A 14,133-nucleotide genomic window follows, 5' to 3' on the forward strand; every position below is an offset into this window, starting at 1 on the left:
ATGAGAAAGACATATATTATCGGTGAAATTGGGCAAAACCATAACGGTTCCGTCGATATTGCAAAGTTGATCATCGAATTGATATGCAGACCGATAGAGGAAGATGTGTTCGGACTGGATCTGCAACCTATGGATGCAGTCAAGATGACCCGTCGGGATTTGAAAGAGGAACTTACTGTTTCTCAAATGAATAGACCATACAACACCCCAAATTCTTTTGGAGCTACGTATGGGGAACATCGGGCTTACCTCGAACTGGATGACCAAGCCCATTATGAAGTATATCGATATGCCAAATCCAAAGGGTTGGATTTTATCGAAACCCTTTGTGCTAAAGGGTGTCTTTCTCTTTTAAAATTGTTTACGCCGGATAAATTGAAGGTTGCAAGTCGTGATCTGACGAATCTGCCATTATTGGAAGCTATGGCTGAGACACGCATTCCCATCATTCTTTCTACGGGGATGGCCGGAAAAAAAGAACTAGATGATGCTCTGGCCACCATCACTAAATATCATGATGATATTTCCATCCTTCATTGTGTATCACAATATCCGACAGCACCGGATAACCTAAATTTGCAAACCATATCTTATCTGAAAAAAAATTATCCCCAGTATAAAATAGGTTTTTCGGATCACACGATTGGCATCTCAGCTCCTATAGTCGCGTTGGGGCTGGGGGCAGAAATAATCGAGAAGCATATTACGATCGATCGTCGTATGAAAGGTACCGATCAGGCTGGGTCATTGGGGCCGGATGGCGTATACCGAATGGTTCGGGATATCCGAGTTGCAGAGCGTTGGATGGGGACAGAAGATCTGTATATTGAAAAGGATGTGCTAAGCGCTAAAATTAAATTGGAGCGGTCGATTGCAACCCGGAGGAGTATTCGACAGGGAGAAATAATCTCTGAAAACGATATTCATCTCTTGAGTCCCGGGGATGGATATAAATGGGTGGATCGCGCGGAAGTGATCGGACGCAAAGTGCTCCATGATATTCCTGCAGATGAAATAATATACCCGGAAATGATTTCATAGAATGGATGCATTTGAGATATATCAACTTGTCCACTTTTAGAAATCAAAGACCTACTTCAGTGAGGAAAAGCTGGATTATGATGTTGAATTATATAAAAACGCTATTGATCAATTTATAGATGATTATCGTCGGTGGTATGATGGTGAGGTAATAGATATCCATCGGCTTAACATAACACCGCAATTACACCCTGTATTAACTTACAGATTGGCCAGATTACTTTATCTGAAGGGTAATGAAGAGCAAGCCTCTGTTTATTCTGTTTTGGAACGAATTCCCGGTCTGGTTGAAATTTACTATTCTGCTCAAATTGGTCGGGGATTAAAGATAAATCATGGTGCCGGCTGTGTTATTGGTGTCCGATGCGTAATTGGAGACAACTGTCTCAGGGTGTTACTATAGGGGATAGAAACGGCGGCCGGCCGATTATTGGCAATAATGTCATAATATATGTTGGGGCAAATAACCATAGGTGATTACAGTGTAATAGGGGCTAATGCTGTTTGTCTTCGCAGTTCCCCCCCTCCCAGGCTGTTTGCGAAGGTGTGCCTGCTCGAAATATAGCTGAATATGAATAATATAAAATTAATCCTTACCGATATTGACGGTGTTTGGACTGATGGTGGTATGTATTACGATCAGACTGGAAATGAATGGAAAAAATTCCATACTTATGATAGTGCGGGGGTTTTTTTCGCGCATCGGGCCGGTATACCTGTGGGTATATTGACGGGAGAAACCACGTCTATTGTCAAACGCAGAGCGGAGAAATTAGGTGTTGATTACCTTTTTCAAGGTGTGACAAATAAGCTTGAAATTGCCCAAGGGTTATGTGGTGAACTATGCATCTCATTGGATGAAGTTGCTTATATTGGAGATGACCTTAATGATATTGAATTGCTTCGGAAGGTCGGTGTTTCCGGAGTTCCTGCGAGTGCTCCGGAGTATATACGTCGGTTGGCAACTGTATCTCTTCAGAAACGAGGAGGCGAGGGCGTTTTCAGAGAGTTTGTCGAGGTATTGTTGCAGGATAATTTGGTGACGTTATTTCAGGGATATATTTCTGAAAATAGCTAGTGAAAAAAAGGTGTCAATACCAAGGGTGATGTCATTGGAAAGAGGATATTTTTACTATAAATGTGATAAAGGCTTGTGCTGAATTTTAAATGACAATCGCTAGTGTTCATATAAAATGAAGTCTTTGTTAAAGTAGTCTGGAGGCAGATATGATTTCATAATTCTGAGATGCTATTGTTTATTTAGGCATTATATCTATGCTTTAAAATTGTTAATAAAATGATTGAAAAATGTATATAGAAATTTGTGGTAATTCGATTCGTATAGGACGTGTGGAATCAGATGAGATTTTCTTGGATGATGGTGAGCGTATATTCTGGGCATATGGTTTAATGAATCGGAATATATCTAAAAAAGAATTTTTTGCGACGGTTTCAGTGTTAAGGAGTGAACTTTCCCACCAATTAGCTAATCGAATATTTGCCGGAGGATATTTTATTGTTTTGGTTGACCGGAAGAGCGGTATGTTAAATATGATGCGTGATTCAATGGGGCAGAAATCTGGATATTATTATTTTGATTCGCTTACAGAACGGTTAGTTGTGGCGACCAATATGCACGATATCGCTTATAATGTTTCCACAGACATAAATAAATTCTATACGGATTTTTTGCTTTATCAGCAGTTCATACCTGATGGTTATACTATTTACGAAGATGTGAATGAGGTGCGTATTGGTGAGATGTTGCACTATATACCAAGAGGAACCTTGCAATCTATTGAGCGAGAATCATTGCCGATCGAGTATTCTGAGAACGATTATTCGGAGGAAGAAAATATACGTCTGCTGCGTGAAAAGATATTGGAAGTACATGCTGATTGGGCTGGTGAAAATAATGTGGTTTATTTATCCGGAGGCATAGACTCTTGTGTAATGTTAGCTTCATTACATAATATTTGTCCGGAACAAACACGAGTTGTTTCCTATCGTATTGCGGGAAGTTCGCAAGATGAAACTATATATGCTCAAGAATTGGCTTCTTATTTAGGGTATAATACGGAAGTTGTGACGGTCGATCCAGCAGATCCTAAAATTGTGGCTGATTATGAAGATGATTTACAAAAGATGAATAATCCAGTTTTTGGAAATTGGATATTTCGGCCTCATTTATCAAACGACATTTCAGTGCGTTATTTTGCTGGACAGGATACCAGACTTCATACTCCTTCAGTCAATAGCGTAGATATGAAGGTAATTGATCGAATATCTCATCAGGGAACAGGTGGTTGGGGGGCATTCGGTAAAGGAGTGGTGGACTTGTATGAGCGGCTTTCCTGTCTTTTGAAACTCTATAATGCGGCTGACCGAAGAGTGAAGTACTCCCATCTGCTTGTCAATGCGTTGGTACCCGAATGGTTTATCCTGCGAAGGAAATTTATGGCCGATCCGGTCAAATACAAAACCTGGAGATACGATATGTCCAATTTTGAGAAAATCTGCGATTGGTACCGGGTTGATTTGCATGCTGGAATGAGTTCCAGGGAGATATTTAATCGACTTATCGAGAAAAAATGGCAGGAGCAGTATACCGATGATATTCGTTATATGGTCGATATGGCCCATAATCGCGGGGTTACTACGGTACTACCCTTCTACGAACAGCGTTTCAATCAATTTGCATCGACTATTCCTTGGAAATTGGCGAACAAGACTATGGCTGGACTTGATGGATTCAGCAATAAACCTGTACGCGTCAATAAATATGTTCTGCGCAAAGCTTTTGAAAAAGAATTGCCCTGGAATATTATGGTAAGAGCTAAAGCCGTATCACTCTCCAGTCATCTGATGATGAACGGTGTTCTGGGTATTCGGGTGGAGCAGACCTTGCGCGACGATTTACGCTCTTCCGACTCTTTTTGCCGGAGATTTGGCTACCAAGCCAAAGCCCGTGAAATCATTGCACACCGGAGTAAATGGGAGATGAAAAACTCTTATATGGTTACGTTTGCCAATTATCTGAGCGCCCTCTGTGTCTATTATCGGAAGAACGTAGTTAAAAAATAAAATAGAGAATCGATTCTTATGAAGCGTTGGCTTATCGCATCTATTTTGTTTCTGTTACCTTCGTGTATCGCATTCCCTCTTGTAAGGATATTTGGCGGGGAAGGGTATTCCTTCGGCCGTAAAAGCAGAATTGGGTTTTCACTGATCCTGACTTCAGGTATTTACCTGGGAGAAGGGGCTGTGATTCAAAGTGGGAACTTAATTCTCACGAAATCTATTCATCTGGGCACTCGATCGCGCATTCAACGCATGAATTTGCTTAAGGGGCGTTTCCGAGTGCAATTGGATGCTGAAGCCGTTATCAATAAATACAACAGGATTCTTTCGGCAAGTTCCAATCTGCGCGAATCGGAACTAATCCTGGGTATAAATGCCATAATCGGCGTATCGCATTTTATCGACATGACGGCCAGTGTCCGTCTCGGTGCAAACTCCATTTTAGCTGGCATCGGAAGTCAGCTCTGGACTCATGGGTTCTATCATAGCAGATCTGGAGCAGCACGCTGGAGAGTGGACGGCAGCATCTCAATTGGACAAAATGTCTATGTCGGTTCGCGCGTATTGATTTGTTCGGACGTATGTATTTGTGATGCTGTGACTGTAGGGGCCGGGGCTGTAGTGGCTAAATCGCTCACTGAGCCGGGGCTTTATGTTGGGCAGGCTTTGCGTTACAAAGAATTTGATCCGGATCAGGCCATCTGCCATTACGCTAAAGTGGCAGATCGAATTTATGAAAAGCGACAGTCTCACAAAAATGGTGGTGCACAATAAAAGCCTGCTCTTTAAAAAGGTGCGGGATAACATCCTGTTTTTTGTATTGTCAAAGGGAGTTGCCTTCTTGGCCCCTATTTTTTTTCTTAATTTTGTTTCCCTTGAAGAGTATGGTGTAGTGGAATTCTCCTACGCGCTGGGGAGTGTACTCGCCGTCGTGGCTATGTTGGGTTTAGGGGGGGCTTATCCTTATTTCGTGCTTCGTCGGGGGGAAAGGGATAAAAAGCAGGTTTTTATGCTCTATGGAGTTCCTGTACTGGGGATAGCCGTCATAGCCTGTTTGTTGCGTTGGTACGGAGCGATCGGTCAACGATTTTCGCTAATTTTGCTTTTTACCTTGATTTTTGCACTCCAAAGGCTCTACAGCTCTATCCTCAAATCGGAAGACAAGGGTTGGCTGGGTGTATTGTTCGACGGGGGATATTATTTCATATTGACAGGAGTGATTTTGGTCATATGGAGTTTCGGAATCACTCATCATGTTATGCTCCTTGAAGCGGCCATGCAGGTTTACCTTTTTGTGTTGGGCGGGTTTTATGTGCGACAGTTTTATAAGCTCCACACCAAAAGCATACCTGCCCTGCTGCACGACGACTGCGGCGAGATTCTTCGTTACAGCCTGCATATGGTTGTCTCCGGAATTATTATCTATTGGCTTACGTCCAGTGCCAGAATCTATATCGCTTACTTTATGGGGTATGAACAAGTGGGCATTTACAGTTTTTATTTTCGTCTGGCTGGTATCGCTATCATTATTCATCAGTTTTTGTATATCGCCTTTTTCCAAAAGCTCTATATGGGGAATAGCCGTCGACTCGATCTCTATTATACAGCGATTATGGGCCTAGTGCTGTGTGGTTGTCTGGCCTGTTATCTGTTCGTGCCCTTGCTTAGCCGCTATTTCTTAAAAGGTCTTTCGATCGACAATGCCCGGCTGTTTTTTCTAATAGCCCTTCAGATGCCCTTATGGGTGGGTATTTCGCTTTGTGAAGGTCTTGTGGGCAGAGAGAATCAGATTCGACAGATGAATTTGCGTGTCATTGTACCGGTCATGTTGTTGCCTGTAGCGCTATACTTACTTCAAGGCCGTCTGACGATCGAGCTTTTTACATTGCTCAATGCGGTGACTTTTACGATAGCTTTGGCCATTCAGCACCGTTTGCTGAGCAGGCGCGGCATCAAACTCCGCAAATGTTCTATTTTGAGTTTGGCTTTGTTTGCGGCATCCATTGTAATTTATTTTACGGTATGATATTATGAAAATATTATTTGTCGAAAATCGTTTTCGGACGAGAATATGGGAAGCTTTTGCTGATTGTCTGATTAATGACGGGCACCAAGTCCTTTTTTTGGTGCAAAATCATTTGTTCCATCCTCGATGTGGGCGTGTTTGGGTGATACCTTATCCGAATAAAACCCAGTTAGAAGAGCCAATAGAAGCCGATCGCTCATTAATATTATCCGATCGTAATATAAACTATTTCGGACATCGGTCGACGGGGCATTATACCTATTATCGCAAGCTGATCCGTGATTTTCTGGAGAAGGAACGACCCGATGTAACTTTTGGTGAAAGTACTGCTTTCCATGAATTGCAGACGATTGATCTTTGTCGAGAACTTTCCATTCCCTATTTACAACCTTCGACCTGCCGGTTTCCTCCTGGCCGTTTTTCCTTTTATCGTTACGATACGCTCGAACCCTTTTCCGGCTCGGGTGAAACAATGTCTGACGAACAGGCAATAAAATTGATCAACAGTATTGTCCATCGCACTATTAAGCCCGATTATATGCAAAAGTATAGGGCGACGCTTTCAACTCGGTTGAAACGATGGAATGATTTGATACACCTTTCGGTCGCCTATCTTGGTGGAGAACATTACAATACACCTGCTCCCTGGGTGAAATTGCGGATTGAACGTCAACGGCGTAAACTGATCCGTAAATGGAATGCATTGGCCGAAAGCCGTAATGTGGGTTCGTTTAAAAATAGTTTCCGGTTACTCTATCCAATGCAAATGCAGCCCGAGGCTAATCTGGATGTATGGGGACGTCCTTATCGTAATCAATTGGAAATGCTCCATCATTTGTACGACAGCCTACCTAGTGGTGCGGTGATTTTCGTCAAACCGAATCCCAAGTCGAAATATGAACTCACGGAAGAGTTACTCGCTTTTATTGCTTCTCATGAACGGATCGTTCCTTTGCGTCATTCAGTTCGTATGGATGAGGTGCTTCCCAAGATAAATATGGTCGTGACAGTGACTGGAACAATAGCAATCGAGTGTATACTTGCAGATATTCCGGTTGTAACAATGGTGCGCACGCTCAATAATGATATGAAAAATTGTCCATTTGCTGCGTCGTTTGAAGAATTGAGAGCATGGATGGATAAAGTCCCTCGCGGTGAATTTCCGCGCACGGATACTTTGGATAAAATCCGATTTATCAATCGGTTGAACAATACCAGTTTTCCGGGAATCCCCTATGAGACCGTATTAAACAAGCAGAATGTCGAGACCTGTATGATGGCTTTTCGTAAAGTGTTGAAAGAGTTGAATAGCAAATAAAATTTCCACATGAATGAGCAAGCCTTAAATATATCTACAGGGCGTAAATACTGGATAGATGTGTTACGGGCTTTAGGCATAATCCTGGTAGTTCTGGGGCATGTTTCGAAAGAGCCGAATACGGTGATTTTTATTTACGCGTTCCATATGCCTTTGTTTTTTCTTCTTTCCGGTTTCTTGTTTAATAGGCATCGTTATGATCTGCGTACCTTCATCATTCGCCGGTCTCAAAAATTGCTGCTACCTTATGCATTCTTTTATCTGTTGACGCTGCTATGGTGGTGGCTGGTAGAGTGCAATTTCCCCCCCCCTGTCTGCTCTGGGATCACTTGGTGGCAACGTCTGATACCGCTAATGTGGGGATCGAATATAAACGGTTGGATGAGTCATAACATCGTATTGTGGTTTTTGCCCGCACTTTTTTCGACCGAAGTATTGGCGCGGTTGTTAGCTGACTATATTTGTTGTCGAAAAACAATCTTTGTAGTTTCTGTCCTTTGTGCTGTTTTGGGGCTGGGACTTTATACAAAGGGAATTGAGTGGCTTCCAATGGGGCTGAATGTCGCGCTGGTTGCCCTGCCTTTCTATGTGACCGGGTGGATGGTTGCAGAGCGGGTTCAGTATTGGACGCATGTTCGGCATGTAATACTTGTCGCTGTTGGTTGCTGCTTATTATTGCTCATTGCCGTGCATGAAGGTTGGGCTACGAGGATTGATATGGCCAGTGGCCAGTATGGCTGTTTTTTGCTTTTTCTCTTATGGTCGGGTGTCGGTTGTATGATGATGATAGCCATTGCAATAGCATTAGGTCGTGTAAGCTGGATAGAACATATCGGATATAGTACATCGACACTGGTAATCATGGCTATACATGGTATTATCTTGCGTATTGTAATTTTCACAATAAGTCGGATGACAAATGTGGGAACAGGCGATTTGCGCGAAAATCTATGGATTTGCATTCTAATTACAATGATTGTAATCGGAGTTTGTCTCCCGTTCGTAGGGTTGTATAAAAGATGTGTAAATAAGTTAATATGCAGATGTATAAAAAACTAATAGTTTTTTTTATCTTTTTAATGTTGTTCGGAGAAGCCTATGGTGAAACGCTGATTGGATCAACATATAGATATGTATTCGTGGTATTGATTATTGTGCTATTATGCAGCTATTTGTTTATCTCGGGGGGCGTGCAAATTAAACCTCTTGATAAATTCCCATTCAATTGTGCTGTATCATCGTGGTGTTTATTATTGATTTCAGTCCCTTTTTGGTCTTATTATCATAATATTTATTCATATGGAGGCATCGTTGTAGCATTTATAGTTTATCTGTTAGATTTCAAATTCGTTTATAAATTAATCGTCGGGTTTGTCTTTTTGTCTTTAGGTTTGACGGCTTACGAATTTGTTACTCATAAATTGTTATTTGTTAATGTGTTGAATGGAGTTGTGTTTGATGAAGCTTTGTTTGGCGGAAATCTTGGTGTTTTTCGGGCAAAGGGGCTATTTTGGGGGCCTACTGTACTTGGAATGTTTATGATAACCGCATTTATTTTAGCCAATAAGAATTTATGGTTATTGTTTTCCGCTATTCTGTCTTGTTTTTTTGCGAATGCTCGACTAGGGATTATATTATTGTCAATCCCGTTAATTGTTTTGTTGTTTAAACGGAAAAATATAAAATATTTATGGATTGTTGTACCAATATTTATTGGCATAATGAACTATGCTTATATGCATGCGGGAACTTCTGTAGAAAGGCTGTTAGCATTGAGTGAAGGTGAAAATCAAAATGCCAGAATCTATTACTGGACGAAAGGGATAAACTTGTTTCTGGATTATCCGTTGCAAAGTATCATTTTTGGAAATAATGGGTATTATAACAGTATCTATGATAATAACCCAGAAAGTGGTTGGATTTGTTTATTAACAGATAATGGAGTAATAGGATTTTTTTTCTATCTCTTGCCTTTATTGTATTGTCTACATCGATTTTTAATAAACAGGAAGTGGTACAATTTGATGCTTACCTTATTATTTATCGTTTTTAATTTTACCATTACAGGACATTTGTCTGGAACAGGGAATTTCATGTATTGGTTGGTAGTTTTTGAACTTTTTAACAAGGCAAAGTATGGATGCGGTAAGTTAGATTCGCCGGTACTTTTAAAATATCATTATCCCAAATTGGCATGAAGGTTTTACATATTGGTAAATTTTATCCCCCGTTCTGTGGCGGTATCGAAAAAGTGAATTACGATTTAGTTGAAAATTTGAATAAGATTGAGAATTGTAATGTGGATGAACTCTGTTTCCAACATTTGGCCGGCAACGAAACGGATGACTTAACTCCCGCTTATCGATTATTCCGGGTGCCGATTCGTACCATTTTTCATTCGACTCCCATCTCGATGCGTTATTTTTCCGTTTATCGGAAAATTCGCAACCATTATGATATTATTCATCTTCATTTACCTAATCCATGGGCTGCTTTAGCTCCTTTATTGTTCCGGACAAGGGCGAAAATCGTACTCCATTGGCATTCGGATATTGTCAAACAAAAGAGTCTGATGATATTTTACCGCCCGTTTCAGACGATGCTGTTACGTCGCGCAAGCCGAATTATCGTTACCAGCCGCAACTATTTCGATACTTCATCTGATCTGCAGCCTTATGTTAAAAAAGTCCGGGTCGTCCCGATCGGTCTCGATACCGAACATCTTATGTTTTTACCTGGAATTGATCAAACAATCAAAACGCAATATCCGGGAAAGAAAATCGTGCTGAGTATCGGTCGGCTTACTTATTATAAAGGTTTTAGGTATTTGATCGAAGCGGCTTGTAAGCTGAGGGACGATACGATCGTCCTCATTGGCGGTTGTGGGGAGTTGCAGGATGAATTGGAACGTCTCATTAAGCAGAAGGGGGTTGCTGATCGTGTGAAATTAATCGGGCGTATTCCGCAAGAGCAGATAGGAGCCTATTTTGCGGCGGCGGATTTATTTTGTTTGCCTTCAATTGTTCGCACGGAGGCTTTTGGCGTGGTATTGGCCGAAGCCTTGGCGATGGGGGTGCCGATTGTAGCGTGTGATATCCTTGGATCTGGGGTTAATTGGGTAAATAAACATGGAGATACGGGGCTGAATGTCCCTGTATGTGATTCTCAAGCTCTAGCTGCTGCAATTAATAAAATATTGGACTCTCCCGAACTGTTAACTCGCTTCAAAATGAATTGCAAAAAGAGATATGAATCTTTTTTTTCTTTGAAAAAAATGGTTTATAAAGTCTATGAAATTTATGACGAGATATTGAATAGTAAGCTTGGATAAAAGTTAGAGATAAAATCACTTATAGCTGTTATGTGTATGTCTATGAGAAGAGCTATATATTTTCGACTACAAATGTTTGTCAGAATGGGACGATAAGTTCGATTAAGTCTAAATAAAATGGTAGGTATAGACTTATTTTAATACAGATGAGGTGGTTGCTTTATTTATTGATATTACTTATTTTGTTTTATCTTTTTCTGTGGTGGAGCATTCGCAAAGCCCCGGTTATGAAGGACGATGAACGAGACGTGCGGCGTATTTCCCGCCTTCTGGAACGCCTTAATGAGAAGTGGAGCCGAAATAAAAAATAAACAAAAGCCGGAGAATTCTCCGGCTTTTGTTTACTGAAATTCATTGTACGATACCTCGCCATGCATTATAATTCGAAGCGCAACGATAATCCCTATTGCTCGCAGTCGATCTGCTTCCTGAAAATATTTTCGGGTAATTGTTTTGCATTTTTTGATTCCTATCCATCTTTTGTATCTTATCAGAAACTGCACCGTCTATGAAGACTTCAGACCCTATTGCTAAACCCGTACAGCGAGATTGGAACCTCGTCAATTTGAAAGTTTTTCTGATCCTATTGGTTATCTTCCATCATGCCGGGCCGGCTTACAGCGATAGCGATAATTGGATATACCAGCCTTCGCTTGATGAGTGCGCAGTTTGACTGCGGAGTTTCTTTGCTGTCAACGCTTCATTCCTCATGGGACTTTACTTCCTGTTTTGCGGTTACTTTCTCCCTTCCAGTTGCGACCGTCACGGTTTTCAGGGCTTTATATCGGCAAAATTTCCTCATTTGGGAATTCCGCTCCTCTTTTTTTACTGTTTTGTGCTCTGTAGTTACGGGGCATGTCGAGGTCGGTCACCTCTGGTTTGTCGAACGCCTGCTTTTCTATTCGCTGGTATATGCCCTTTTTTGGTTTGTCGTGCGCAAACCCATGCGCGTGCAGAGCGGGGTGAACGTGGTGTGGATCGTTTTTGCTGTCATAATCGTTTCTGCAGCTAATTATCGGGTACGTCCTGCCTGACCGATTAACAACTGGAAATGTTTGAGCGGTTTGCTTTGAGCGGAACCGACTCATCTGGCGCAGCATGTGGCACTTTTCGTGACGGGGACGGTTGCATGGCGAGGCAAGCTGGTTTCTTCGAATAACGCGACGTATGGGCATGATGCTCTTCGGCCTGGAATTGTTGTTGGCCCTATCGGTCTATCTGCAGGCCTTTTTCCAGATCGGTCGTTCATGGTGGTGGTATGAAACGCTGCTTTGTTTTTCGCTATCGTTCGGGCTGATCGTCCTGTGCTGTTTCTTCTTTGGCAAAACATCTCGGATAATGCTGTGGATCGCGCCGCAATCGTATGCCGCTTACCTGGTACACATTTTCGTGATATTGGGATTGTAATACCACTTCGATCGGGTACCGATGGGCGGCGGAACGGGAAAATTTCTTTTTGTCGGAGTGATGGCAAGTGCACTCGTATGAGGTCACCTATTTTTGCACCGCATTCCGGGTGTCGGACGCATTGTTTGCCCGCTTTTTGCCGAGTCGGTTTGGGACTGCCTACCTTTTGGGCGGCTTTCCTTCTTCGAGCCATTCTTTTTACCCGGAATTTCTGCTTTCCCGGCCGGCCGTTCATCGAAGAAATAGGCTTTCTGCCGCCGTTTCTCCTCCTGCGAACGGGCGACGTAGACTTTTTCATGTGTATAGGGGTTCTCCCCGGTGTAGAACATCACCGACGAGAGGGTCATCGGCGTCGGGGTGAGATCCTGTACCTGTTCGAGGTTGAAATGGAGCTTGCCGAGTACTTTCGCCGACAGCGAGCGCATGTCACGTTCGGTGCAGCCCGGGTGTGACGAGATAAAGTAAGGGATCAGTTGGTAGGGCAGTCCCTCGCGGCGGCAGATATGCTGGAAATCGGCGTTCAGTTGCTCGAAAAGTGCGAACGGAGGCTTGCGCATCAGTTTCAGCACGGCATCTTCGGTGTGTTCGGGGGCGACCTTCAGGCGTCCCGAGGTGTGGTGTTTCACGACCGTAGCGAGGTAAGGGCTGTCGTCGAACAGGTCGTAACGGATGCCGCTGCCGACAAAGGCCTTCTTGATGCCCTTCACGGCTCGGATCTTTTCGTACAAAGCCAACAGAGGCCGGTGGTCGTTGTCCAGATTTGGGCACATCTTCGGGTGCAGGCACGACGGACGGCGGCACCTGCGGCACAATTCCTTGTCGCGGCCGCCCATGCGGTACATGTTGGCCGAAGGTGCACCGACGTCCGAGAGGTAACCCCTGAAGCCGGGCATCGAGGCGATCCGCCGCACCTCGTCGAGGATCGAGCGCTCGCTGCGCGAGTTGATGAATTTGCCCTGGTGAGCCGATATGGTGCAGAACGAACAGCCGCCGAAGCATCCCCGGTGGATGTTGACCGAGTGTTTGATCATCTCCCAGGCCGGGATGTCTCCTTTGCCGTTATAGCGCGGGTGCGGTGCCCGTTCGTAAGGCAGGTCGAACGAGTGGTCGAGCTCTTCGGTCGTGAGCGTCGTGTTGGGCGGCGTGACGACCACATAGCGGTCGCCGACGGCCTCGACCAGCGTCGCTGTCGGTTCCATCAGGTTGCTCTGTGTCTCGATAACCGTGAAATTCTCCCCGAAAGCCCGTTTGTCGCGCGCACACTCCTCGTAGGAGTGCAGCCGGATCGTCTTCGCCGGGTCGAGCCGCTCCACGTAATCTTTGCCGGCCATGAACGCCACCTGCCGCAGTTTGCGCAGCAACTTGGCATTGTATCCGTTGCGCAGTGCCCGGGCGACCTGCTGTACGACCCGTTCGCCCATGCCGTAGATCAGCAGGTCGGCGCCGCTTTCGGCCAGCACCGAAGGCTTGAGCGAATCGCTCCAGTAGTCGTAGTGCGTCAGCCGCCGTAGGGAAGCCTCTATCCCTCCGACTACTACCGGGACGTGCGGGAACAATCGCTTGACGATTCGCGTGTAGACTGTTACGGCATAGTCGGGCCGAAACCCCGCTTTGCCGCCGGGCGTATAGGCGTCGTTGCTCCTGAGGCGGATGTTGGCCGTGTAGTGGTTGACCATCGAATCCATCGACCCGGCCGTAATGCCGAAGAAGAGCCTCGGCGTGCCCAACTTGGTGAAGTCGCGCAGGTCGTCCCGCCAGTTGGGTTGCGGCACGATGGCCACGCGGTAGCCTTCGGCTTCGAGCAGGCGGCCGATCACTGCCGCGCCGAATGCCGGATGGTCGATGTAGGCGTCGCCCGAAAAGAGGATGACGTCCAACTGCTCCCACCCGCGTGCGCGGACTTCCTTTATCGTGGTCGGTAAAAACAAG

At 44.2% G+C, this 14,133-nt stretch carries 12 protein-coding genes; 11 read left to right on the forward strand and 1 reads right to left on the reverse strand.

Going from position 1 to position 14,133, the window contains the following annotated elements; translation table 11 throughout:
* The 11 genes from NQ559_RS07325 to NQ559_RS07375 all read left to right on the forward strand — a co-directional run bounded on the left by NQ559_RS07325 (position 1) and on the right by NQ559_RS07375 (position 12,204).
* Entirely contained in the window at positions 1-1,041 is a 1,041-nt protein-coding gene (locus tag NQ559_RS07325) for an N-acetylneuraminate synthase family protein (RefSeq protein WP_018696981.1), read from the forward strand.
* Between the two features lie 571 nt (positions 1,042-1,612).
* Positions 1,613-2,119: a 3-deoxy-D-glycero-D-galacto-nonulopyranosonate 9-phosphatase gene (locus tag NQ559_RS07330; protein WP_018696982.1), complete on the forward strand. Its 507-nt coding sequence runs from the start codon at positions 1,613-1,615 to the stop codon at positions 2,117-2,119.
* A gap of 230 nt (positions 2,120-2,349) precedes the next feature.
* Positions 2,350-4,125 carry an asparagine synthase-related protein gene (locus tag NQ559_RS07335; RefSeq protein ID WP_026318591.1) on the forward strand — a complete coding sequence of 592 codons (1,776 nt, stop codon included), beginning with the start codon at positions 2,350-2,352 and terminating at the stop codon, positions 4,123-4,125.
* Positions 4,126-4,143: 18 nt separating this feature from the next.
* Positions 4,144-4,896, forward strand: coding sequence for an acyltransferase (locus tag NQ559_RS07340; RefSeq protein WP_018696984.1), 753 nt, complete (start codon positions 4,144-4,146; stop codon positions 4,894-4,896).
* On the forward strand, positions 4,856-6,148 hold the full coding sequence (locus tag NQ559_RS07345) for an MATE family efflux transporter (RefSeq protein ID WP_229065207.1): 1,293 nt from the start codon (positions 4,856-4,858) through the stop codon (positions 6,146-6,148). The genes NQ559_RS07340 and NQ559_RS07345 overlap by 41 nt, the downstream gene beginning before the upstream one ends.
* A 4-nt stretch (positions 6,149-6,152) precedes the next feature.
* On the forward strand, positions 6,153-7,466 hold the full coding sequence (locus tag NQ559_RS07350) for a hypothetical protein (RefSeq protein WP_154654063.1): 1,314 nt from the start codon (positions 6,153-6,155) through the stop codon (positions 7,464-7,466).
* A gap of 9 nt (positions 7,467-7,475) precedes the next feature.
* Positions 7,476-8,525 (forward strand): acyltransferase family protein, encoded by a 1,050-nt coding sequence (locus NQ559_RS07355; protein ID WP_018696988.1) that lies wholly within the window; start codon positions 7,476-7,478, stop codon positions 8,523-8,525.
* Positions 8,510-9,664 carry an O-antigen ligase family protein gene (locus tag NQ559_RS07360; protein ID WP_022332151.1) on the forward strand — a complete coding sequence of 385 codons (1,155 nt, stop codon included), beginning with the start codon at positions 8,510-8,512 and terminating at the stop codon, positions 9,662-9,664. The genes NQ559_RS07355 and NQ559_RS07360 overlap by 16 nt, the downstream gene beginning before the upstream one ends.
* Positions 9,661-10,797, forward strand: coding sequence for a glycosyltransferase (locus NQ559_RS07365; protein ID WP_018696990.1), 1,137 nt, complete (start codon positions 9,661-9,663; stop codon positions 10,795-10,797). The genes NQ559_RS07360 and NQ559_RS07365 overlap by 4 nt, the downstream gene beginning before the upstream one ends.
* A gap of 656 nt (positions 10,798-11,453) precedes the next feature.
* Positions 11,454-11,831 carry a hypothetical protein gene (locus NQ559_RS07370; protein WP_154654064.1) on the forward strand — a complete coding sequence of 126 codons (378 nt, stop codon included), beginning with the start codon at positions 11,454-11,456 and terminating at the stop codon, positions 11,829-11,831.
* Positions 11,832-11,964: 133 nt separating this feature from the next.
* On the forward strand, positions 11,965-12,204 hold the full coding sequence (locus NQ559_RS07375) for a hypothetical protein (protein ID WP_018696994.1): 240 nt from the start codon (positions 11,965-11,967) through the stop codon (positions 12,202-12,204).
* An 83-nt stretch (positions 12,205-12,287) separates the two neighbouring features.
* Here NQ559_RS07375 and NQ559_RS07380 read toward each other — a convergent pair whose 3' ends face one another.
* Positions 12,288-14,132, reverse strand: coding sequence for a YgiQ family radical SAM protein (locus NQ559_RS07380; RefSeq protein ID WP_018696995.1), 1,845 nt, complete (start codon positions 14,130-14,132; stop codon positions 12,288-12,290).
* Position 14,133: the final 1 nt, after the last annotated feature.

This window comes from Alistipes onderdonkii, assembly GCF_025145285.1.
Taxonomy (GTDB): Bacteria; Bacteroidota; Bacteroidia; order Bacteroidales; family Rikenellaceae; genus Alistipes; species Alistipes onderdonkii.

Excerpts from the sequence above, each read along its gene's own strand:
- NQ559_RS07325 (WP_018696981.1), top strand. The coding sequence starts at position 1 with ATGAGAAAGACATATATTATCGGTGAAATTGGGCAAAACCATAACGGT.
- NQ559_RS07330 (WP_018696982.1), top strand. The coding sequence starts at position 1,613 with ATGAATAATATAAAATTAATCCTTACCGATATTGACGGTGTTTGGACT.
- NQ559_RS07335 (WP_026318591.1), top strand. The coding sequence starts at position 2,350 with ATGTATATAGAAATTTGTGGTAATTCGATTCGTATAGGACGTGTGGAA.
- NQ559_RS07340 (WP_018696984.1), top strand. The coding sequence starts at position 4,144 with ATGAAGCGTTGGCTTATCGCATCTATTTTGTTTCTGTTACCTTCGTGT.
- NQ559_RS07345 (WP_229065207.1), top strand. The coding sequence starts at position 4,856 with ATGAAAAGCGACAGTCTCACAAAAATGGTGGTGCACAATAAAAGCCTG.
- NQ559_RS07350 (WP_154654063.1), top strand. The coding sequence starts at position 6,153 with ATGAAAATATTATTTGTCGAAAATCGTTTTCGGACGAGAATATGGGAA.
- NQ559_RS07355 (WP_018696988.1), top strand. The coding sequence starts at position 7,476 with ATGAATGAGCAAGCCTTAAATATATCTACAGGGCGTAAATACTGGATA.
- NQ559_RS07360 (WP_022332151.1), top strand. The coding sequence starts at position 8,510 with ATGTATAAAAAACTAATAGTTTTTTTTATCTTTTTAATGTTGTTCGGA.
- NQ559_RS07365 (WP_018696990.1), top strand. The coding sequence starts at position 9,661 with ATGAAGGTTTTACATATTGGTAAATTTTATCCCCCGTTCTGTGGCGGT.
- NQ559_RS07370 (WP_154654064.1), top strand. The coding sequence starts at position 11,454 with ATGAGTGCGCAGTTTGACTGCGGAGTTTCTTTGCTGTCAACGCTTCAT.
- NQ559_RS07375 (WP_018696994.1), top strand. The coding sequence starts at position 11,965 with ATGGGCATGATGCTCTTCGGCCTGGAATTGTTGTTGGCCCTATCGGTC.